We start from the raw sequence: 19,411 nt of genomic DNA, 5'->3' as shown, positions 1-19,411 counted from the left end.
CCAATCAGGAGTGCGATTGCGTCAGCGGGGTCACCGATACGGCCAGTGCCGCCGCGGCAATCAAGTAAATCGGAAGCATCAGGCCAAGGTCGGTCAACGACCCTGCGGCCGATTGCGCCAAGGTCATCATGACCAGCCAGATTGCACCGAGGACCAAACCGGAGCGCGTCAGGCGATGCCAGATCATGCGAAGCTCCAGGCTGACAATGATTAGTACGGCGCCCGAGAGCCCCACCCCCATCAACAGGGCTGCCTGCATGGCGCCCAGGGCATGTGCCTGTGATGCGACAAGGGCGAGATGACCCGCCTCTGCCACAAGAGCCAATATGGCCAGCAGTCGTGGTCCCAGGTTGTGGTTCGGGAATTTCATGATCGTCCTATTGAGACAGTCATCTGCAAAAATGCAAGCGACTACGCGGTTGCCCGGGGATTGAGGAGGCCGTCAACCGCATCGAGCATGAGGCGGGAGCGCTCATCGCCAAAGCGATATTCCAGGTATTGGCGAAGACGGGCGTGGGCTTCGATGTCGTTGCCGGCCCTCTTGGGCTTGCGGTCAACGAAATCGTTCCAGTGAGCGTAGCCGTAGGCGCGGGCAATGATCTCGAGACTCAGGGCGTGGGTGAGATTGATGCCGTCCTCGGCGCAGCGCGCGCGCAGGCGCCTGCCTTTGCGCTTGGCGGCATGGCAGGCATTTCGCGTTGTTGCCTCGTGGCATCTCATGATTAACGTGTTCGTGTTGACCCTTGAATCGTGAAAAAGAGCGCCCGCCTAAGCGGGCACTCCAGTTGTGGTGGTCAATCGACCCCATCGATGGCGCGGATGTCCACGGTCTGCTCGGCCACCTGAGATGCATCATCTCGGGCGGTCAAGGCCGTGTTCACCTGCTGGCCCAGCGTGATGAGGGCCGCGATCAAGCCGATGAGCTTGAGCGCAACCGTCAGCCAGGCGTCGATACGCTCCACCAGGGACTTCTTCGCCATGGTTATACCTCCACCTGGCTGGCCGACCTGCGCGGGGTCGACGTGGTTGAAAACCCGGATGCGCGGTCCGGGGCCCTATGCGATGACGACAGCCACGTATAGGACGAGGGATGCCAAGACGATTGCCTTGGCGGTCACGCGGGCATGAATGTTCATGCCGGCGAGATAGAGATTGGCCGATAGTCGGACACATCGAGGTTGATGCTACGACCGGCCATCGCCCTCTCGTCGAGGGACACGAAGGCCACGCACGGCGCATTCTTCGGGCGACAGGCCCACTGGACCGTGTCGGTGTCGGTGGCTCCAGCGAGCCAGTCGACCTGGCCAAACATGATCTTGTGCAAGATCAATTTGGCCGCCCGGTAGTTGTCCGTGAAAGGCTCGATGTCCGCCATGCGGATGGCCGACACGTAGCCGTCGTCTTCACAGACGATTTTGATCGAGGTCTTGGTGACCACGATCTTGAAGTCGCCGAGGGCGGACCTCGCCGATGACCACATCGCCTTGGCAGATCGCCGGCGGCGACGTGAGGCCGCATCAGGGTCGAGCGCGCCATAGGTCAATACCCGCTCGAGAAGAGAGTAAATCGCATCTTCCATTTGAAAACCCCTGTTCGGGAGCCGTGGGGGGGGAACCCCAAGGCCGACTGGATACCGTCCAGCACGGTTCTGCCCGGATGGGCGAGAATTCGGGGTTTGTTGGGCGGGGCCGCAGCAAGGCGCTGGTCCCCATGCCGTCAAGTTAGAACGGCGTGTCCAGGGTATGGGGTGGAAAAGGGGGATTTTTTGGCGGGGATTTCGCGAATGTCCGGCGGTGCGGGACTATCTCTTGTGAGGATCGAGATTCGACAAGGCTGAGATGAGCCAGGACATCGAGGGATTCGTGAAGGCATTGGGCCGGTGGCGGCCGCGGTCGAAGGATGTATTCAACCCCTGGCGCGGGCGCAACCGCGATGACGCCCGGGGGAACGGGCCAGACGCAAGACGAGCCAGGCTTGTTCAGCACCTTTCAGTCCCGGAAGGCGCGCGACTGCTGTTATTCGGTGAAGCCCCCGGATATCAGGGTGCGCGAATCACCGGGGTGGCGTTCAGTTCCGAAAAGCTCATGGAGCTGGGGGCGATACCCAGAGTGGCAGCCTCTCAGCAGCGCTTGAGTAGCAGGGCGCGATCATGGTGTGAGCCGAGTGCATCGATCGTGTGGGGCGCCCTCTACGAGATGGGGGTTGCCCAGGACACTGTGCTATGGAATGCATTTCCGTTCCACCCGCACCATACAGACAAACCGTTAAGCAACCGCACCCCCAGAGGCGAGGAGATCGAAGAGGGGGTGAGATTCGTGAAGCGACTGTGCCGGCTATACCCGAATGCTGCGGTGGTGGCGGTAGGCAAACAAGCGGAGAAATGTCTGCGTATGGGAAAGATCAAGACCTGGGGTTGCGTCAGGCACCCGGCCTATGGGGGCGCGAACGAGTTCAAACAGGGGATTGTTGATGTCTTGCGGGACGCTGGGGTCCAACCCCGACCTGAAAGGCCAGACCTGGCCTTGCTCTAGGTGCCTGTAGAAAGGAAGGCACACCGCCAAGGCGGTCGGCCGCCAGGAGAAGATAGTGGGCAGAAAACATAAGGACGACGTGAAGGTCAGCGATCTGGCGTATTTCGCCAGCCAGCCCCAGGCGTTCGAGGACAACCGGGGACGGGCCATGAATCGGAGAGCCTCAGCGCGGGGGACGAAGGCCCATGACGGTATCGGCTCTGGAAGAGCGTTTCGGCGGGCCGTGACGATCGGGCTGATCACACTGATGGCGCTACTAGGTGTGGCCATCGCAGGCGGAATGTCATGAGCGTGTGGCCGAGTCTGGTAGAGATTGCACTGAGCCCGTGGGGCCTGGTCCTGGTGGTCGCCATGGCAGCGGGGACCGCCGCCTGGATTCACGGACGACGAAACCCGGCGGTTCACGGCATGTTCGAGGTGGCAGCCAACAGCAAGCTGCTCTCCTGTGATCTGGGAAAACGACAAGGCAAGATTTACCGGTGTGACGGGCTCTGCGGCTCACCCGATGCCGTCTTCCGACAGGGAAAGACCATCATCGTTTGCGACTACAAAGATAGGCCGATGCCACGCGAGCACAGCCTGTACGTTCGATTCCAGATGATCCTGTATATGGGGATGATGGCCAGGCTGTTCAGGCGGCACAAGATTGAAGGCAAGGTGGGGTATCGGGACGGCGTCATGCCGATCTCGCACTGTGAAGGAACCTATGCGGAGCTCATCCGGCTGATCCCGTCACTCAAGCAGGCGAGGAAGAAGTTCTAGGCCAGGACGCTGATTACCTGATCCAGGCATTTCACATCGAGGCCGCGGCCGAACAGAAAGGTCTCGTCGGCGCCGGTCTGACGTTCCGAGTTGGACGACAGGTCGCCGAAGCCGCGCAAGGCAAGATCGGCTTCAGCCACCTCGAAGCCCCCAGACATGGATTCGAGAACCTGGAGGCGTTCAATGGACTTGTCGCCGACCTCACGCGGCAAGTACAGGTCGCAGTAGCCCACACCGCCCTTGCGGGCAACGCGACCACGAATCTGGTGAAGGGCCGTCAGGCCAAAGCGCTCGGCATGGACGACCAGGACCCGTTCGAGAAGCGGGAGGTCGATGCCCACCTCCACCACCGTGGTGGCGACCAGGATATTCGCCCGGCCATGACGCATGTCATCCAGGGACTGGGCATTGGTATCCATCTGGCCGTGGACCAGCCGCACCTGACCCGGGAATAGGGCTTCCCACTTCTGGAATGCCGCTTCGGCGCTGGGCAGCCCGTCCTTCTTGGTCTCGGCTGAACGCGTGGGATGGATGACAAGCACCTGTCGGTGTCGCTCCAGGGTTTCCCGCACGCGGTCAAACAACGCCTTGCGATCGTCAGCGTGATACAGGGTCGTGCGGATGTCCTTGTCGACATGACACTGAGTGAGCTTCGAGACCTGGATAACGCCATATCGCATGAGGGCCTGGGTGCGAGGAATACAGGTGGCAGTGACTTCGAGCAGATGGGTCGTCGGGCCACCCAGGGCCTCTCGTTGCTCACGGGAGAAGCGGTGCTGCTCGTCCACGATCAGGAAATCAACCATCCCAGCCGGCTGGGTCAGCAACGAGGTGGTGCCCACGAGCAGCTGCAATCCGGCGAGCGGGCGCGGGGTGGCGCCGGCGATCACGAGTTCACTGGTGGACATCAAGTCTGGCCACCAGGTGGTGAGCTCCTGATAAACCTGGGCCGCCAGGGTCTGGCTGGGTAGCAGGATCGCCACGCGGGCGCCCGCGTCGACCGCGCTGGCCGCGGCCATTCCATACACTGCCGTTTTGCCGGTACCGACATCGCCGGAAAGAATGCGCCGCATGGGCGTGGCGCGGGAGAGGTCGGAAGCGATTTCACGGCAAGCCGTCATCTGCTCTTCGGTCAGAGGAAAGGGCAGTCCCGGCAACCGATGGTCAAGATCGATACTGGCGCGCCAGTTGGGGGCATGCCCGGCCGGCCGGTTGGCCAGGGCATGCTTGTATGTCCCCAGCGCTCCAAGCATATCCAGGGCGCGGTGGGCGCGGCGGCCACCGATCATGGACCGGGGCAAATGAGCCTGGCGCAAGAGCTCGCACAAGGGGCGATGAAGTGCTCGATGCTGGGCGGCCAGATTCCCGGGGAAGTCGGGCGGGTTCTGGTCAAAGCCCAGGCGGTAGATGATCCGGGGAATGACGGCCATATCGGCAATACGACAATCCAGATCCGATGCCGTGGTTTGCCCGTCGAGTTTGGACTGAGGTGCCAGCAGGTGATCAAGAAGCCAGCTGGCCGCCTCCGGGATGGCGTCATCAAGCAAGGCCAGGACCCGTTCTCGCACGGTATCGGGCTTGATGACACGATGTAGACCCGGATAGACCGGGCGCATGTGGCCGACCCACTCGCGTGGGATCAGCGTGGGGTTGGACAACCACAGACGCTCGTCGTCGATCAGCTTGGCCTGAACATGGAGGATGAGATCAGCGGCGTGGGCCTGCAGCGCCTGCTGCAGCTCCCGGGTATCGCCGAACTCGCTGAAACCCAGGGCGAGGCCGTTGGCGTCGCGGATGTGGCCGAGCAGCATGGGTGGCGTGCGAAATCGCACTTCCGGGGTGCCATCGAGCTCACCGCGAAGCAGCAAGCCGTTGCTGGCATTCGCCGCGGCTTCCGGGTGGGCGACGAGCGCTGAGAAATCGGAAATCGGGGCAGAGAGATCCTGCCATGACCTCGGAAGAAGAAAGGCCGCCTGCCAGGTCGCCTCAAGGCCGAAGCTCTTGAGGCGGCCCAGCGTTGGTGCAGCGCTGGCCTTGCGTGAGGTACTGGTCTGCTGGCCCATGATAGGAGTCTACCCAGAGCCGTGAAAATGCAAGCGGCTCAGTTCCAGTCAAGCTCGGCGGTTTCCTCGCCGTGCAGCAGCTCGTCGAGGGCGGCGAGTGCCGCATCCCAGTGATGGTCCGGCCAGCGCGTGGCGGCCTGCTGGACATGAAGGCGATACTGGTCGTGGAGTCGGGACTGGATGCGCCGTCCCTGGTCCGTGACGGACTCGACGTTGAGAAACACGATCGCCTCGGCGATATCCGCGAGTTTGACCAGGATCTTGAGCGGCGTATCGCGGACACGATTCTTGGCCTCGGTGAAATCTCGACAGACTGATTCCTCGAGCAGGTCAAGCGGGGACTGATCGGTGTACATCTTCCCAAGCTGGTGCTTGGTGGGCGTGGGGACGTCGCCGGTGATGATTTCGGGCGTGTCATGACGCAGGGCCCAGTCATAAACAGCCAGGCGATCCTGATCGGTGAGCCTGTCGCCGAGCACGCGGCGGGCCAGCTCGTGAGAGATCATGGTAACGATGTAGAGGTGCTCGGCCAGGGTCTGGTCACGCGCGGTACGCACCGTGTGCCAACGGGTGACGTGGGCCATGCGCGCGATGTCGCGCAGACGAAGGGTATGGGTCGGTTGGACCTGATATGGCGCGGCGGTTTCCATTATGAGCCCCGATAGCGTTGCCAGGCAACTATTATGGGCGATAGCCAGCGGGCCGCGCCGTTAAATGCCCGCGAAATGGTGGTTATTTCGGCGGAACACCCCCGAATCAACCAGTGGGAAAATGGTCGTCATGGGTGACAAGCGTGTGTTTGACGACCTGGAGCAGCCGCGGCGTCCGGTGCAAATGGCATTGGGGGCGATGGTTATGGTGGCGGTGATGCTCGCGGGCGCGACCTACTGGAAAGCCAGGGACGCAAGACCGGCACAAGACGACAAGGCGCTCGTACCCCAATCCCTGATCGAGGAGCCCCTGCTGCCCGTGGAGGTGGCCAGAGAGGTCAATGCCGACCTGGATCGTCGCTACTCGGATAGCGGGCGATTCCCGCCGCGGTTAAGGCAAGCTCGCCAGGGGGTCGCGCAAGCGCAGTACGAGACGGGCCTATGGTACCGGGAGATGGGCGACGTCAAGGCCGCCTACCGATGGGTGTTCACCGCCGCCGAGCAAGGCCACATCGACAGCGCCATCGCCCTGTCGAGGATCTACCGAAACGGGGAGGGTCGGGACATCGATCCGATCCGTGGCTATGCCTGGTACCTGCTGGCCGTGGAAGGCGGCTACCGGGGGCGATACGCCGGTGACATCGGGGTGCTTGACCGCAAGGATCGCGCCGAAGCGGATCGAATCGCGGCGATCTACCGGTCGGACTTTCTCGCCGGCGTGCGAGCGGGGGTCAATGAGGACCGGTAGGCATCAGGCCAGTTTCAATCCGGCTTTTTCCGCCTTCTCGATCTGGAATGAACGGGTCTTTTTCTCGCCGGGGAAACGGGCGCTGACGTAGTTCGCCGACGTGTCGGTAATGAGGCCCATGCCGTATTTCGGATGGTAGAGCGTGGCACCCACCGGGTAGCGCGAGCCGGTCTCCTTCAGGCGCTGCATCTCGGGCGTGAGTGGGTCAGGTCGGCCAAAGAGCTTACGAGCTGACGCCGTGGGCTTGGGCCGGGTCAGGCGCCAGTCAAGGCCGATCTCGCCAAGATAGCGGTCCATGGTGGCAGGGTTGTGAGCCGGGACTTTGGGGCTTGCCCCCTCGTGGATGGCTTCCCCTACCCGGCCGGACACGCCGATCTGCGCCTCGGTCAGGAAGCGGCTGACACGGGAATCCGGGTGATGCCGTCCGAGCGAATTGGCGTGGATGAACGAAAAGGGGTCATCCACGGGATGGAGAAGGCAAAGCATCTTCTGAGCCCGGGTCATGGCCACATAGAACAGCCGGCGCTCATCCTCGATCTTGTCAGGATCGTCAGCGGCTGAGGCCGCCGGGAAGCCGCCCTCCTCAAGTGAGGGCAGGATGACCATGGGCCACTCAAGGCCCTTGGCGCGATGCACGCTGGTAATCAGAACAGCATCGCCATCCGGGGCGTGGTGATCGCGAGACTCCAGCGGCGCCAGGTAATCGATGAGCCCGGCCGGAGATGGCTGACCATTGCCGGATAGCCTGGTAATGGCCTGGATCAGACGATAACGGTCCTCGGCGGCATCGCGGTTGGCGGAGGTGGACTGATAGTAGTTTCGCAAGGCCAGTCGCAGGTCAATGTTGCGAAGCACATCCGCCGCACGGGCGCCAAGGCGGCCGTGGTAGGCGTCGGCGAAGAGGGCACGGCGCTGCTCGATACGGTCGGCGCGCCAGCTCGGGTGTTGACCAGCAAGGAGCTGAGCGAAGACACGATCGCTGGACTCGGGTTCAGCGGCCAGGCTGTCGATGACCGGATCAAGCCCATCGTGCAGGCCGATGGTGGGGTGGGTGAGCATCACCCGGATCCTTTCGCGCCACTGCTGGGGATCGAGTTCTCGATACCGGCCAGTGGCCAGGTACAGATAACCGGTGAGCATCTGATAGCCCTCGGCCTCGAATACGGATCGAGAGCCGACCAGCCGATAAGGGATGCCGTGTTCCAGCAACGCGATCTCGATGGGGGCCGCCATGGAGAATAGCCGGACCAGTACCGCGATATCACGGTAGCAGCCGCCCCCGGCGCGCCACTGGTCGATCAGGGCCGGCACGGGCGAATGCCCGGAAGCCCCTGGGCGGTCGTCGTAGGACTCGAGGCGCAGGGTCGTGGGTGGGTTCGCCGGTGCGCTGATGCAGAGCTTGTCGTCACGCAAGGTGTTGTGGGTCACACAGTTGTTGGCTGCCAGGCTGAGCGCATGGCCGTATCGAAAGGTGTGGCTCAGCAGATAGGTGCGCGCCCCAGGAAAGCTCTGCTCGAACTGATGGGTGATGTAGCGCGGGTTGGCGCCGCGCCAGACATAGATGCACTGGTCGACATCGCCCACGGCCATGACGCTGGCGCGGTCACCGGCCAGCGACTGGATGAGGTGGTGCTGGATCTCGTTGACGTCCTGGTATTCGTCGACAATGATGTGGTCATAGCGATTGGCAAGCACCCGGGGCTGGGTCTTTCCACGCTGGACGGCCATGACCGGGTCGTAGATGAGATCGGCGAAGAAGCGCCAACGGTTGTCGGTGCGGGTTTGCTCGAAGCGCTCGAACGCCTGGGGGAAGCGGATGTAGCTGCCCTGGTTCGGGTCGTTGGCATAGAGCTGGTCGAACTTGATGTCAGGCGCAAGCAGGTCGCTTTTCACCAGGTCGATGTAGCCCAGGAATGCCTCGAGATCATCGGCACTGGGGTTGGCGCCATTCTCGGCACGCAGTACCTCACGGGCCAGATGGTGCAGGCGCCAGGCTTCGGTCTGCAGCGTGGCGCGGCGCAGCCATCGGTTGTCGACGAAGTGCCGGGTCAGGCGCCTACCAAAGGCGTGAAACGTCAGTACCTCAGGCAGGCGCACATCCCGCTCGACATGCTCACGAAGGCGTCTTGCGAATTGCTCGGCGGCGTCGCGGTTGAACATGAGGGCAAGAATTCGACGAGGGTCCACCCCGCGATCCAGCAAATGCGCGATGCGGTGTACCATCGTGTGCGTCTTGCCGGAGCCCGCCACCGCGGAGACGCGCGCATGGCCCTGCTCGTGGTGGACCACGGCGAGTTGCTCCTGAGTTAGCCCTTGATACCCCATGGAGTTGGTGTCCCGATCAACCTTCGGCCGTGAGGATAACCACCTTGGCGGAGGTGCCGGCGAATTTATTCGCGTGGATTTCCGACCAGTTGGGCTGGAATTCCGGGGGCAGGGGCTCGCCGGCCATGCTCGCCGGCAGAATGGCGACCAGGCGGCCGCCGGGGGCGAGTAGGGTAAGCGCATGGCGCAGATGCTCACGGGCGCGACCGACCGAGAAGGGCGGGTTCATCACAATACGGTCGAATGCGCCTTCATTGAATGCCAGGAAGTCCTGACAGCGCGTCTCTAGCCCCTTGGATTGGAGCACCTGACAATGCAGCTGACTGAGCTCAATGCACAAGGTCTGGTCGGCCGGCATGTGCTCGGCGAGATCGCCCTGGCCGGCGCTGGGCTCCAGACAACGATGACCGGGCGCGATCGCCGCGGCCTCGACTGCCAGCTCGGCGAGCTCGGTCGGGGTCGGATAGAACTGATGCGAGCGCTGATCGGGCATCATGCCAGTGGCCACGATATAGCCGATTACATCGGTCGGGTCGTAGTCGAAATGGTAGCTGGGGCGGTTGAACACACCACCGATTGCCTTGAGAACCTGGCCAGCGACCTGCAGGCGATGCTTGTCGACTTGATACGTGGGTAGCTGAAACGACCATCCTTTCCCTGCCGCGGGCGGCAGGCGAGAGGGGACGTTATTGGCCAGCAGGGAGAGAACCGAAAACGGGATCGGCTGATTGAATACCTTGACGGTCTGCTTGCTGCGCTTGGGCGGTTGGCGAAAATGCGAAGGGATCGCCATGGGGTGGCGGTGGGCCAGAATCTGATTGAGGCGATAGGCGAAGTCCGGGTGCACCTCGAGGTGGGCCGTGCCCTTCTTGTAGGTGCGGACTCGAAATGCCCCGCCGTCCATGTCGTGCCAGACGCCCGTGTCACGGCGAAAGTGCTGCAGGGCCTTGAGAGTCACCTGCAGGTCGGGCTGTTCGCGGTGCATGAACCTGGCCACGATCGAACGAAGATCGTGGATGTAGCCAGCCTTGCGGTAACTGCTGCCGAAGGCGTCGAACGCATCATCGATGATCATGCGCTTGGCGAATCCCTCGGGGCGGTTGGTGACATGCTGACCAGAAAGCCCGCGGAAAAGCCCGTCTACCATTTCCGATAGGAAGTCCATGCGCTGACCCATCAGGGCCATGAGGTTGTCGCGCACGATCTCTTCGGTGAATGGCGGGGTGTCCATGTTGCGGATCTGCTCATGCCATTGCTGGCGGCGCTCCTGAGGCATCCAGTCGAGTACGCCAGTCAACTCAAGGGCGCGTTGCCAGTAGGTCGCGTCGAGGGCCTTGAACGCCTTGTCCCTGTCAAAGAGCCTGATCACCGAAATCGGTACTCGCCCCAGCTCTTCGCGATGGGCCTGAATGAAAAACTCGGTGGCTCGCTGCATGGCGGGGCCCGATAACATCTCAGCAACCGTGGCGATGTCGCGATGGGCGGCGTTGTGCTGGCCGATCAGGGCATCGACGGCGTCGCCCTGGACCGGTGGGAAAAAGTCGTCTGCTGTATCAAGCAGGGGGCTGGTTTGCGTGTCCATGCCTCCCAGATTACGGGCCCCTGGGAATATGCAAGGCGGTCGTTTGGGACTGGGACTTGAGCCGTAAAGCGGGATAAATACGGGCGTTTTATGCCGACACTGGCGATCAGGTTGAGCCGAGAATGGATTTGTCGGCAGTTCCTCGTTTCATCCTGTCGACATCGTTTCTCCTACGCGCCACTGGCCCGCCACCCCGGCGGGCCACTTTTTTGCAGCGGGCACAAAAATGCCGGCAAGCGCAGAAAAGCACTTGCCGGCAGGAGAGATCGGTCGGATCAGGCGGCTTCTACGGTCAGCTTGTAGTCGCCGCCCACAGATAGCTTGAAACTGCGTCCTCGAAGGTCGGAGAAGCCAGAGAGGTTGAGCGTTTCGAGAAGGCCATGAAGCAGCTCAGCCGGATCAGACGCTGCCTGGGCTTTCATCCACGCGCTGAATCGCTCCTCGCAATCGGATCGGTGGTCGTTGTCCACTTTGTCGTCGTCGTAGTCGAAGTACGACAGCACGGCGCCGAGGTCGTGGCTGTGGGCTCTCGCGGTGACGTAGTAGGGTTCTGCTTCCCCGGCCACCAGGGCATCGTTAATGACGGTCACGCCCAGACTGGATTCGACTCGAACGGCATCGCAGTAGACCAGATCGAAGTTGGCGTAATCCACGGTGAAGCGAGAGACAGGTTTCGGGTTGACCGGAACGATGGCGTCAACCCGAATTGCGCCGGTGTCCAACAGATGCTGGTTGACCCAGTGGTCTTCATGAAGCCCATCCTCGAGGCGCGAATACCCGAGCTTAACCAGCTGAGCGACCCAGGGGTGGGGCTTGTCTTCATCGCGATCAGACAGGTCTGATTGGGCGACCAGACGGAGTTTGCCGTCAACCACATCCGCCATCGGGATGGGCTTTTGGTTTTCAGAGGCGCAAAAGCGACGATCGAACTCCTCGATATTACTGGGGAGCTGTCGATCCTCGTCGGAAAGTGGCGAGACAAGGCCAGGAGGGATGTAGGGAACGTCGTTGAGAAGGTCATGGCAACCGACGTCTCTCAGCTGGTCGAGACAATAGGTCAGTCGCTCAGGGCGTGATGCCTTCATCTGCTCAGCGTGGCTGCGAAAAGCGGTTTTCATCGCTTCCCGGATGGCGTTGACAGCCAGTTTTTCATCGACCAAACAATCGCGGTCAGGCAGTCGAGCCCGGAAAGCGCTCGGGTCCAGGTGAATGATGCTTTGGTTCTGGATCTCACGCTCAGCAGGCATGTCGCGGAAGCTGCTCGGTTGGTGGCAAAGCCGACCCATGCGGGAAATAGGCAACCCTTGGAGATAGATAAGCGCTCGGAAGCTGAATTGTTCAGGATTTTCGGGAAGGCGGATCATCCCTATCTCGGTCGGAATGGCGTCGAGGTTGGGGAGCGCGCAAGGCCGTTCGAGCTGCATGCCGTTTAGGCTCACAGGCAAGGGAAAGCCGGAAGCAAGCAGGGCCACCTGGTGATTGATCTGATTGGCGGTGGGCTTGCGATGGAGGTCACAAAGCTGAACAAGACACCCGTCGAAGAAGTCTTCGGTCTCGATGTCGATAGCCTCACCAGAGAGGAGATCATCGGTATCTGCTGAAATCACCCCATCACGGGACCGGATGGTAATGACTTGCGCCGAAAAAAGGGCACTCAGAAAGCCGATGCCGAAGGGGCTTTCCTCGTCGATGTCGGGATTGCTCCAGTCGGATTCGGCCAGACACAGGAGCTTGTCCCAGGACTGGATGCCATGCCCGTCGTCTTCGATGGAGAGGATGTTCGTCGTCTCGTCGAAATTGAAGTCGACTTTGGTTGCACCGGCACGCCGGGCGTTTTGCATGAGCTCGGCGATGAAGGCGTAAGAGTGGGTGAAGGTGTCGCGCTGGGCCTTGATCAAGCGAGGCACATTCGCGGTCATGCATACGGTCTGATTGGTCACTTGAGTTCTCCTGATGAAGACAGCGAAATGCTGTAGTCACCAGCTTATAGCCGGGGCTGAGAATGCAAGTGGACAACACCAGATCATGGGATCGGTGTTATTGGGAAGTGATACGCGGACACGGGTCTGACCGACCGGTTGCCAACACAAAGCGCGAAGCTCGGTGTTATTGAGGCGTCTGAAAGGGCAGACGCGGCTACACCGTGTTCTGGTTACCAACACAAAGCGCGAAGCTCGGTGTTATTGAAGGAGCCGACAAGCGAGCATTAGGGTGAATGCGAGGTTAGCAACACAAAGCTCGAAGCTCGGTGTTATTGGGATCCCATCCGGGTGGGCATGAAGTGACACACTATGGTTACCAACACCAAACGGAAAGCTCGGTGTTATTGAGATCACAGCCGGTAAAGCCATGGAGCGTGTCGAGCTGTTACCAACACAAAGCGAGAAGCTCGGTGTTATTGGCGGGTGGAGCGCTATGAGTCGCTGCGGCTGCAATACGTTACCAACACAAAGCGCGAAGCTCGGTGTTATTGGTTCCCTAGGACAATTAACCAGGTCCCCCGCCATAACGTTACCAACACAAAGCGCGAAGCTCGGTGTTATTGGAGGGTGCCGTCAAAAGCCTGTTTACCAGGTATTTTTGCAGGGCGCCGCGAGCGGTCGCCAGATCGGGTACGAAACCGTCCGGGTGACCTGTTCGAAACCCTGGGAAACTTCCGTCACACATAGATCGAGCGTTGCCGTGGGTTTGCCTACGACTGGAGCGCTCGCGGATAAGCGGCAGTTTCCGCGGCCATTCAGTTGTTAAAGATCGGTGTTCAGCCTATCAGGGATAGGGGTAGCCAAGCCTGACGTTGATTGGTGCGATCCCAGTACGGTGGGCGTACCGTCTGGACCATGGGAATGGACTGTGCCTCGTCGGAAGACGACCATGGCATGGCACGATCCCACCAGGCGCATTCATCAGGCTCACAGGGCTCTACAAGGCGTCGTTCAATCTCGCCATAGCCAAGGCGGCGCTTGGCGCCAAGGCCCTTGAGGTCTTCCAGAATCGATCGGACAGCGGTCATATCGCCAATGCCGTAAGCAATCGCGCGGTCGACTTTCTGCACGGGGAAGCTGAGCACGTAGGCGCGGTTAGGGCCCGTGCCCAGGGTGACGGAATTGGGGAGTTTGGCTAGCCCTTGCTGGGCTGACACAGCGTCAATCTCGGGTTCTGGCCGGCGCACGATCGTGCGAATGCCGCGGGCATGCCGGACCAGCTGAAAGGCGCTGGCCTGATAAACCCATTCGCCATCTCTCTGCTCAGTCGACAGAGGCAGTGGTAGCGGACGCTCGACCTGGTAGCCGGACTGCGCCGCAAGCAACTCCTCAAGCACACCGTCGAGATGAATCGGGTGTTCGGGTGCCACCATCGGCGATGACAACCGGAGTTCTATGCGAAAAGGCTGATGGTTCATGCCGTGGCCTTGGGCCGGGTCAGCTGTCCATGCACACTGGATAGACCTTCCGCATTGACGCCATCGAGTGCCTGTCGGCCCTTTTCGATCAGGGCTTCGAGTGCCGGCGCCAGGGTAAGACCTGCATCGGTGAGCTTGATCGCATCATAGTGCTCTTCGCCATTGATGGTGACATCCAGGGATGCGTCATAAGTCCCGTAACCGAGCCTGCCAATGCCACCGAGGTGCCGCTCCTCGAGAAAATCGGCGAGGATCAGCAGGGCGAATCCGGCATGGGCTTCACTGGGGAGGCGGTCGAAAGATAGGCGCATCAGAAACGGTGTGAGCGGGGCAACACACTCGAAGTTGATGATGTTGGCAAAGGTCTTTCTGTTGGGCTGATCGTCTTCGGGTTTCGCTGCCTTGTCACGCGTCTTGTAGGCATCGTTGTCACCAAGACGGTCGGCCATATACGCCTGAAGCGCCTCGCGACCGCCTTCCCAGACGTTGGCGGCCTGAACATCGGCACCCTGTTCGATGTCATCAACCGAGCGAATGGTGCTCGTGAACAGGGTTTTCCAGGGCTCGATACCCCGCACGGATTGGTGCGCGTAACGATCAGGGACCAGCGGGGCCGTGCAATCCAGTAGCGGAATGAGGTCAGGAGTAACCAGCTTGCTGGGGACAACGGTTTCGACCCCGAAAATCCCGGCCTTGAGGTCGTCATGGGCGGCCTGGATCTTGTCCAGACGGGGAAAGCCGGCTTCGCCGGCGACCGATGCGCGGCCGTTTCGAAGCGAGTAATAGACCCGGTCGGAGATCTGCTGTCCTTTCTCGATCAGGACAGACTGGATGCGATCGGCTGCCTTGCGGGACAGCCGGCCACGGATGCTGTTGCCGCTGATTATGGGCACCTGGATGGTGTAGCCACCCTGAACGGGCGTCTCATCGTCTTCATCCAGACTTTCGCGAAGATCATCGAGCGCATCATCTTCGGTTTCAACATCCGCTGTTTTTTCCTGATCGGCGTTGGACCGAGGGGCCATCACCAGGGAAAGCGGCATCTTCATCTGGCGAGCTACCTTGATGCCGCTCCGGTTGCTCTCAGCGCCGCCAAAGGCGGCTTGATGCAGGGGCGCGGTGAGGGTGCACACGCCATTGATCGATAGGGTCGTGGTGTTGGTCATAAGGGTTTGATTCCGTGTTGTGTCAGGTATCGAATAGCGGCCGAGGAAAAGGATCAGGCTGCTCGAATTTGGGCAGCTTTCCCTTGTTGGTGCCGGCGAAAATAATGCGGGCCAGGGCCCAGACCTCGCCATAGGTTGCTTGCAGGAGGGCATGGCCAATCTCGGTGCCCTGTGCCTGCTGGGTGAGCATCATGTGACTGGCGTCGATAGGGGTTCGGCTGGGGTCGAAGCGCATGGGCATCTTCGCCTTGTTCTTGGCTTGCCAGGGCAGCAGCAGCTCGACCAGGTGGTTCAGGGTTTCCTGTCGAACGAGTTCGGTGCGGGCGCCAATCTGAATGAAAAACGGGCTGCGCACGAGGTTGACGCGGCTCCGCCACAAGGTGTGCTGGCCCTTGGCGGTCTGGCAGTGGATGACAAAAAGCGCTTCCGGTGGATTCAACAGCCAGTAGGCCATTTCGGTGTGCTTGCCGGCGCGATACCAGCCGTCCCGGGTGATCACCGCGGCGATAACCCGCGCATGGACACGCTTGGCATGCGTCTGGGTGAGCGTGGCGCACCCGTGGCAGACGACCGGCGCGTTACTGGCCAGGGCCAGGTGGTCCGTGAAATTGGCGCCAAGCAGGTGCTCGTGGACGGGGTCGCCGGTGGCAATGGCGGCGCCGCAGCGGGCACAGGCGCAAGCCGGCCCGTCGTGGGCATGGGTTGGCGCCGGGATCAGGCCGGATGTTTCCACGGCGAATTGCGTGGGGGACAGGTGTGGCGGCAGGCCGGTGACGGTCATTTTGCGCGCGCCATGCGGATCTGCTCACGCAAGCACCCGAATCCCTTGGACGTGCCATGTCCGATTGCCCAGGGGCCGGCGAGCTTCAGACCGCAGGTAAATCGAATGGCCGGACAGCGCGTGCCCACGATCCGGGTCTGCCGGTCCGCGCCGCCCGAGCGGGTCACGTCGGCCCCGCCGATATCCTTTGCGTAGTTGAGAAGTCGCAATCCCGGGATGCGATCGGGCATCCAAAGGTCCCATGCCTCGGCCTGCAACTGGAGGCTGCGCTCGACCATCTCGTGGAGGATGGCTCTTCGCTCATCCTCGCTCGCGCCTTTCCACCGCTGCATCTGGCCTGGTTTCTTGGCAATCAGAACGTGCCTTGCGACATACACCGGTGACCGGCGCACCAGCGTGACGCCGGCATGGGTGCCGGGCGGTAGCGCCATATCAATCTGCTCACCGGTGATATCGACCAGAGCTGCCATCAGGTTGGGCAGGGCCTGGAAGAGTGTGGTGCGGGCCGTGGCCCCCACCGCGGTCAGGCAAACCCCGCCCCGGGCCGGTCGCCAGATGATCGAGGGTTTCAGCTTGTCGCCGGGTCCGTGATGGAACATGGCATCGGGGAGCTCGGGGATCTTGGCTTGGTTGGCCATGACCTGGAGCTGATGCCGGGTTTCCGCCGCGTTGACGACCTCATCCGCGGCACTGGCCCATTTCAGCGTGATCGTGCTGACTGGCTGCGAGACGGGCCGGTTATCCGCTTGGGTGCAGGGTTCAGGGTTATGCATGGTGATCCAGGTGGTGGGCATGGGCTGAAGGTTCCACAGAAAAAATATAGTGTCAACAAAAAATAGCTCTTGCGGCTTTCGCAACGCCCTGATATACCTCGTTCTAGTGGATTTCATTAAAAATGCAAATGCCGCCTGATAAAGAGGGCTTCTATACCTGCACTGTGTCGGTCCCGGAGGCCGCGCTGGTGTCATGCCGGGCGCGCAAGCGCGCGGATTGTCTGCGCGACTGGATCACCAGGGGGCTCAAGCAACCCCGGCCTGTCCCCATTGGCAATGGCCAGGCTCGTAAACCGGTGGCGCTGCGCCTGACCCCGGACGAGGTGGCGGCGATCGAGCGCTATCGTCACGCCCAGTCATTGGCGCCATCGATGCGCCTGGGGACGGTGGTGGGGATGCTGGCCCATACCGGGTGGCGAGCCAGTCGAGAGGTGGAGAGCGGGGACAAGTCTGATTCGCCGAGGGCCAGCTGGCACGGCGCAGGGGTAGACCGGATGATCGCGACACTGGCCCGGGCTGGTCAGTCACACCGCCCCGAGCAGGAAACCATGCTTGGGTTGATCGATGAGGCGGTCGAGGATGGAAAGGTGCGTCTGATGGAGGCGGCCACGGGCAGTGGCAAGACTCTGGCGATGGCAGTGGCAGCGGTTGACTGTGCGATTCACCGGGGGCAGCGCGTGCTCATCGCTGTACCGAATCTGCGTTCGGTGAATGACACCATGGCCAGTCTGTCGCTGGCGGCCAACGATCGGCCCGTGCGTATCGCCAGCGCTATCGGGGCGAATGAATTCGTATCCGAAGAGCGGGTCTCGGACCTCATCGACAGCGCGGAGTCGGATGTGGCGGATGCATTACGTGCCTGGGTGGCGGAGCAAACGATAACCCGGGGGTGGCGAGTATCTGAGTTCTGCAAGGCATTCCCCGGATTCAATTCGGATCAGGTATCGCTCAACCACGGCATGGACGAAAGCGATGCTGGGCGACAAGCCTATGATCGCCAGTTCGAATCGCTGGATGAGCGCGTTGACGTTCTCGTAATCACGCACGCGATGCTCGCTCAGAATGTGTGGCATAGCATCCGTCAGCACAACCAGATCGAGAGCGTGACGCTGGAGAAAGCGGATCTGGACAGGCCCTATTCGGAGCGGGCAAGGCTGAGGAATCGAATTCGACTGGACCGTGACGGCGAGCGCCCGGGCAAACTTGGGTTCCAGGGCGCGATCCTGTTTGTCGACGAAGCCCATCAGCTGCGAAACAACATTGAAACCGGGCTATCCAGCAAGGTCCGAATGGGAGGGATTCGGGCGGACCTGGTGGCCTTGCAAAAGCACCTGAAGCCAAGGGCTGCAAGGGCATGCGAACGAGCCCTGGCCGAGCTGGCGTTCGTGGAAAAGGAAATGGGCGAGCTGGGCCGTCGTGAGGGATACGCCAGCCTTGTCTTGAATCTCCACCAGGCCGGTGACCACCGCATGGTCCGAGATCTTCGCGATCTGCTCACCGACGCATCGAAGGGGCTTCCGCGGAAAAACGGCCGGGCCAATATCAAGGCCGGCGATCGGGTTCGTATCGAGCGACTACGCATGGCTCGGACCGTATTGAGCCTGGCGTTGTCACGAAAGACCTACAACAAAAGCGACGCCACCATCCAGCTGAGCTTCAGCAGTGTTCGACACAGCCCAAGCATCCAGGTTGGACAGCCCAATATCGGGGCATACCTGAGCTACCTCTGGGAGGCAGCCCCTGCAGCGATACTCGCATCGGCCACGCTCTACCTGGACACCCGCAGCGGGCTGTCGGGTACGTACATGGCACGCAAGTTGTTAGTGCCGGAAGATCAACTGGCCACGCAAAGCCGACGGATTCTGCCGAAATGGCTGCGGGGGGGAGTCAGGGTTCACCAGCTTCCGGTCAAGCTCGGAATCAGCAAAAAATCGCGGCTTGCGCCGCCCTCGATGCACCATGGCGGGTCGGGCAAGAAGCGATGGCATACGGTGCTATCTGTGGCCGTCTACAAGATTGCGCAGGAGGCCACGGGCGGTACCTTGGTGTTATGCACGTCACACGAGACATGCCAGGCACTGTGTCAATCTCTGATCGGGCGTCTCGGTGATCGTCTGGTCGTCGTGCCAGAGCAGGGTGGAAGCCAGGCCTATGCACGTTGCCGTGATAAATTCATCGAGGCTGGGACCCGTAATGAACGGCCGGTGTGGATCGCAACCGGACCGGCCTGGGCGGGCGAAGACCTGGGCGGTGCGGGACATGGTCTGTCCAGCGAAGACGATCTCGTGTTGACCGACCTGGTGATCCCAAGGCTGCCGTTTCCACGCGCGACGCCAGGCGACAAGAGCAGTAGCAGCTTCTACGTCAGCTCCGCGGAGATGATGCTGGCGCTGACTCAGGCCGTGGGACGGCTGATCCGGCGGCCGGGCCTGAAGGGTCGGCAGCTCTGGTTGCTGGATCCTCGCGGTAGTGACCCGGGCAAGGGTTACAACCCCATGGTCCAGTCGCTGGTCCACGAGTACAAGCACCGCGAAGTGTTCTCCCTGACGCCTGAGGACATTGATGTCTACCAGGGGGCCGGGAACTGATGATTGCCGATTGTAGTTGTGATACTCGGTGCTAGCCTCGCT

17 protein-coding genes are annotated in these 19,411 nt (G+C 61.4%); 4 read left to right on the top strand and 13 right to left on the bottom strand.

Annotation, left to right across the window (positions count from 1 at the left end; all coding sequences use genetic code 11):
* Nucleotides 1-4: 4 nt before the first annotated feature.
* The 4 genes from RM531_RS08510 to RM531_RS08495 all read right to left on the bottom strand — a co-directional run bounded on the left by RM531_RS08510 (nt 5) and on the right by RM531_RS08495 (nt 1,579).
* A complete protein-coding gene (locus tag RM531_RS08510) occupies nt 5-370 on the bottom strand; it encodes a hypothetical protein (RefSeq protein WP_311658646.1) in 366 nt (121 codons plus the stop codon).
* A gap of 41 nt (nt 371-411) precedes the next feature.
* On the bottom strand, nt 412-720 hold the full coding sequence (locus tag RM531_RS08505) for a glyoxalase superfamily protein (protein WP_311658645.1): 309 nt from the start codon (nt 718-720) through the stop codon (nt 412-414).
* 74 nt (nt 721-794) lie between these two features.
* Nucleotides 795-980 carry a hypothetical protein gene (locus RM531_RS08500; protein ID WP_311658644.1) on the bottom strand — a complete coding sequence of 62 codons (186 nt, stop codon included), beginning with the start codon at nt 978-980 and terminating at the stop codon, nt 795-797.
* A 152-nt stretch (nt 981-1,132) separates the two neighbouring features.
* A complete protein-coding gene (locus tag RM531_RS08495; protein ID WP_311658643.1) occupies nt 1,133-1,579 on the bottom strand; it encodes a hypothetical protein in 447 nt (148 codons plus the stop codon).
* A gap of 259 nt (nt 1,580-1,838) precedes the next feature.
* Between RM531_RS08495 and RM531_RS16135 the strand changes: the two genes are divergently transcribed.
* Both RM531_RS16135 and RM531_RS08490 read left to right on the top strand, forming a co-directional pair.
* Nucleotides 1,839-2,531, top strand: coding sequence for a uracil-DNA glycosylase (locus RM531_RS16135; RefSeq protein ID WP_432280507.1), 693 nt, complete (start codon nt 1,839-1,841; stop codon nt 2,529-2,531).
* A 285-nt stretch (nt 2,532-2,816) separates the two neighbouring features.
* Entirely contained in the window at nt 2,817-3,293 is a 477-nt protein-coding gene (locus tag RM531_RS08490) for a hypothetical protein (RefSeq protein ID WP_311658642.1), read from the top strand.
* Here the strand turns inward: RM531_RS08490 and RM531_RS08485 are convergent.
* Nucleotides 3,290-5,356, bottom strand: a complete 2,067-nt coding sequence (locus tag RM531_RS08485; RefSeq protein ID WP_311658640.1) for a DEAD/DEAH box helicase — start codon at nt 5,354-5,356, stop codon at nt 3,290-3,292. The genes RM531_RS08490 and RM531_RS08485 overlap by 4 nt on opposite strands.
* 38 nt (nt 5,357-5,394) lie before the next feature.
* On the bottom strand, nt 5,395-6,006 hold the full coding sequence (locus tag RM531_RS08480) for a YfbR-like 5'-deoxynucleotidase (protein WP_311658638.1): 612 nt from the start codon (nt 6,004-6,006) through the stop codon (nt 5,395-5,397).
* A gap of 130 nt (nt 6,007-6,136) precedes the next feature.
* Between RM531_RS08480 and RM531_RS08475 the strand changes: the two genes are divergently transcribed.
* Nucleotides 6,137-6,754: a tetratricopeptide repeat protein gene (locus RM531_RS08475; RefSeq protein WP_311658636.1), complete on the top strand. Its 618-nt coding sequence runs from the start codon at nt 6,137-6,139 to the stop codon at nt 6,752-6,754.
* A 3-nt stretch (nt 6,755-6,757) separates the two neighbouring features.
* On the opposite strand, the gene RM531_RS08470 is transcribed toward RM531_RS08475, so the two are convergent.
* The 7 genes from RM531_RS08470 to RM531_RS08440 all read right to left on the bottom strand — a co-directional run bounded on the left by RM531_RS08470 (nt 6,758) and on the right by RM531_RS08440 (nt 16,802).
* Nucleotides 6,758-9,079, bottom strand: coding sequence for an ATP-dependent helicase (locus RM531_RS08470; protein ID WP_311658634.1), 2,322 nt, complete (start codon nt 9,077-9,079; stop codon nt 6,758-6,760).
* Nucleotides 9,080-9,095: 16 nt separating this feature from the next.
* The gene (locus RM531_RS08465; protein WP_311658633.1) at nt 9,096-10,661 is read right to left on the bottom strand and encodes a DUF4942 domain-containing protein; all 1,566 of its coding nucleotides are present in this window, start codon (nt 10,659-10,661) and stop codon (nt 9,096-9,098) included.
* A gap of 275 nt (nt 10,662-10,936) precedes the next feature.
* On the bottom strand, nt 10,937-12,601 hold the full coding sequence (locus RM531_RS08460) for an ATP-binding protein (protein ID WP_311658632.1): 1,665 nt from the start codon (nt 12,599-12,601) through the stop codon (nt 10,937-10,939).
* Nucleotides 12,602-13,419: 818 nt separating this feature from the next.
* On the bottom strand, nt 13,420-14,061 hold the full coding sequence (locus tag RM531_RS08455; RefSeq protein ID WP_311658631.1) for a hypothetical protein: 642 nt from the start codon (nt 14,059-14,061) through the stop codon (nt 13,420-13,422).
* Complete coding sequence (csf2, locus tag RM531_RS08450) at nt 14,058-15,227, bottom strand: type IV CRISPR-associated protein Csf2 (RefSeq protein WP_311658630.1); 1,170 nt, start codon at nt 15,225-15,227, stop codon at nt 14,058-14,060. The genes RM531_RS08455 and csf2 overlap by 4 nt, the downstream gene beginning before the upstream one ends.
* Before the next feature lie 22 nt (nt 15,228-15,249).
* Complete coding sequence (locus tag RM531_RS08445; RefSeq protein WP_311658629.1) at nt 15,250-16,008, bottom strand: hypothetical protein; 759 nt, start codon at nt 16,006-16,008, stop codon at nt 15,250-15,252.
* Nucleotides 16,005-16,802 carry a hypothetical protein gene (locus RM531_RS08440; RefSeq protein ID WP_311658627.1) on the bottom strand — a complete coding sequence of 266 codons (798 nt, stop codon included), beginning with the start codon at nt 16,800-16,802 and terminating at the stop codon, nt 16,005-16,007. Before RM531_RS08440 ends, RM531_RS08445 begins: the two co-directional genes overlap by 4 nt.
* A 101-nt stretch (nt 16,803-16,903) precedes the next feature.
* Between RM531_RS08440 and RM531_RS08435 the strand changes: the two genes are divergently transcribed.
* Nucleotides 16,904-19,369 (top strand): DEAD/DEAH box helicase, encoded by a 2,466-nt coding sequence (locus RM531_RS08435; RefSeq protein WP_311658625.1) that lies wholly within the window; start codon nt 16,904-16,906, stop codon nt 19,367-19,369.
* Nucleotides 19,370-19,411: the final 42 nt, after the last annotated feature.

It is taken from the genome of Spectribacter acetivorans (assembly GCF_031846305.1).
Lineage (GTDB): Bacteria > Pseudomonadota > Gammaproteobacteria > Nevskiales > Salinisphaeraceae > Spectribacter > Spectribacter acetivorans.
Note: the sequence above shows the minus strand (reverse complement) of the source record. Positions and strands in the feature narration are given on the sequence as shown.

What these genes read in the sequence shown, in the direction of transcription:
- RM531_RS08510 (WP_311658646.1), bottom strand. Translation starts at nt 370, where the DNA reads ATGAAATTCCCGAACCACAACCTGGGACCACGACTGCTGGCCATATTG.
- RM531_RS08505 (WP_311658645.1), bottom strand. Translation starts at nt 720, where the DNA reads ATGAGATGCCACGAGGCAACAACGCGAAATGCCTGCCATGCCGCCAAG.
- RM531_RS08500 (WP_311658644.1), bottom strand. Translation starts at nt 980, where the DNA reads ATGGCGAAGAAGTCCCTGGTGGAGCGTATCGACGCCTGGCTGACGGTT.
- RM531_RS08495 (WP_311658643.1), bottom strand. Translation starts at nt 1,579, where the DNA reads ATGGAAGATGCGATTTACTCTCTTCTCGAGCGGGTATTGACCTATGGC.
- RM531_RS16135 (WP_432280507.1), top strand. Translation starts at nt 1,839, where the DNA reads ATGAGCCAGGACATCGAGGGATTCGTGAAGGCATTGGGCCGGTGGCGG.
- RM531_RS08490 (WP_311658642.1), top strand. Translation starts at nt 2,817, where the DNA reads ATGAGCGTGTGGCCGAGTCTGGTAGAGATTGCACTGAGCCCGTGGGGC.
- RM531_RS08485 (WP_311658640.1), bottom strand. Translation starts at nt 5,356, where the DNA reads ATGGGCCAGCAGACCAGTACCTCACGCAAGGCCAGCGCTGCACCAACG.
- RM531_RS08480 (WP_311658638.1), bottom strand. Translation starts at nt 6,006, where the DNA reads ATGGAAACCGCCGCGCCATATCAGGTCCAACCGACCCATACCCTTCGT.
- RM531_RS08475 (WP_311658636.1), top strand. Translation starts at nt 6,137, where the DNA reads ATGGGTGACAAGCGTGTGTTTGACGACCTGGAGCAGCCGCGGCGTCCG.
- RM531_RS08470 (WP_311658634.1), bottom strand. Translation starts at nt 9,079, where the DNA reads ATGGGGTATCAAGGGCTAACTCAGGAGCAACTCGCCGTGGTCCACCAC.
- RM531_RS08465 (WP_311658633.1), bottom strand. Translation starts at nt 10,661, where the DNA reads ATGGACACGCAAACCAGCCCCCTGCTTGATACAGCAGACGACTTTTTC.
- RM531_RS08455 (WP_311658631.1), bottom strand. Translation starts at nt 14,061, where the DNA reads ATGAACCATCAGCCTTTTCGCATAGAACTCCGGTTGTCATCGCCGATG.
- csf2 (WP_311658630.1), bottom strand. Translation starts at nt 15,227, where the DNA reads ATGACCAACACCACGACCCTATCGATCAATGGCGTGTGCACCCTCACC.
- RM531_RS08445 (WP_311658629.1), bottom strand. Translation starts at nt 16,008, where the DNA reads ATGACCGTCACCGGCCTGCCGCCACACCTGTCCCCCACGCAATTCGCC.
- RM531_RS08440 (WP_311658627.1), bottom strand. Translation starts at nt 16,802, where the DNA reads ATGCCCACCACCTGGATCACCATGCATAACCCTGAACCCTGCACCCAA.
- RM531_RS08435 (WP_311658625.1), top strand. Translation starts at nt 16,904, where the DNA reads ATGCAAATGCCGCCTGATAAAGAGGGCTTCTATACCTGCACTGTGTCG.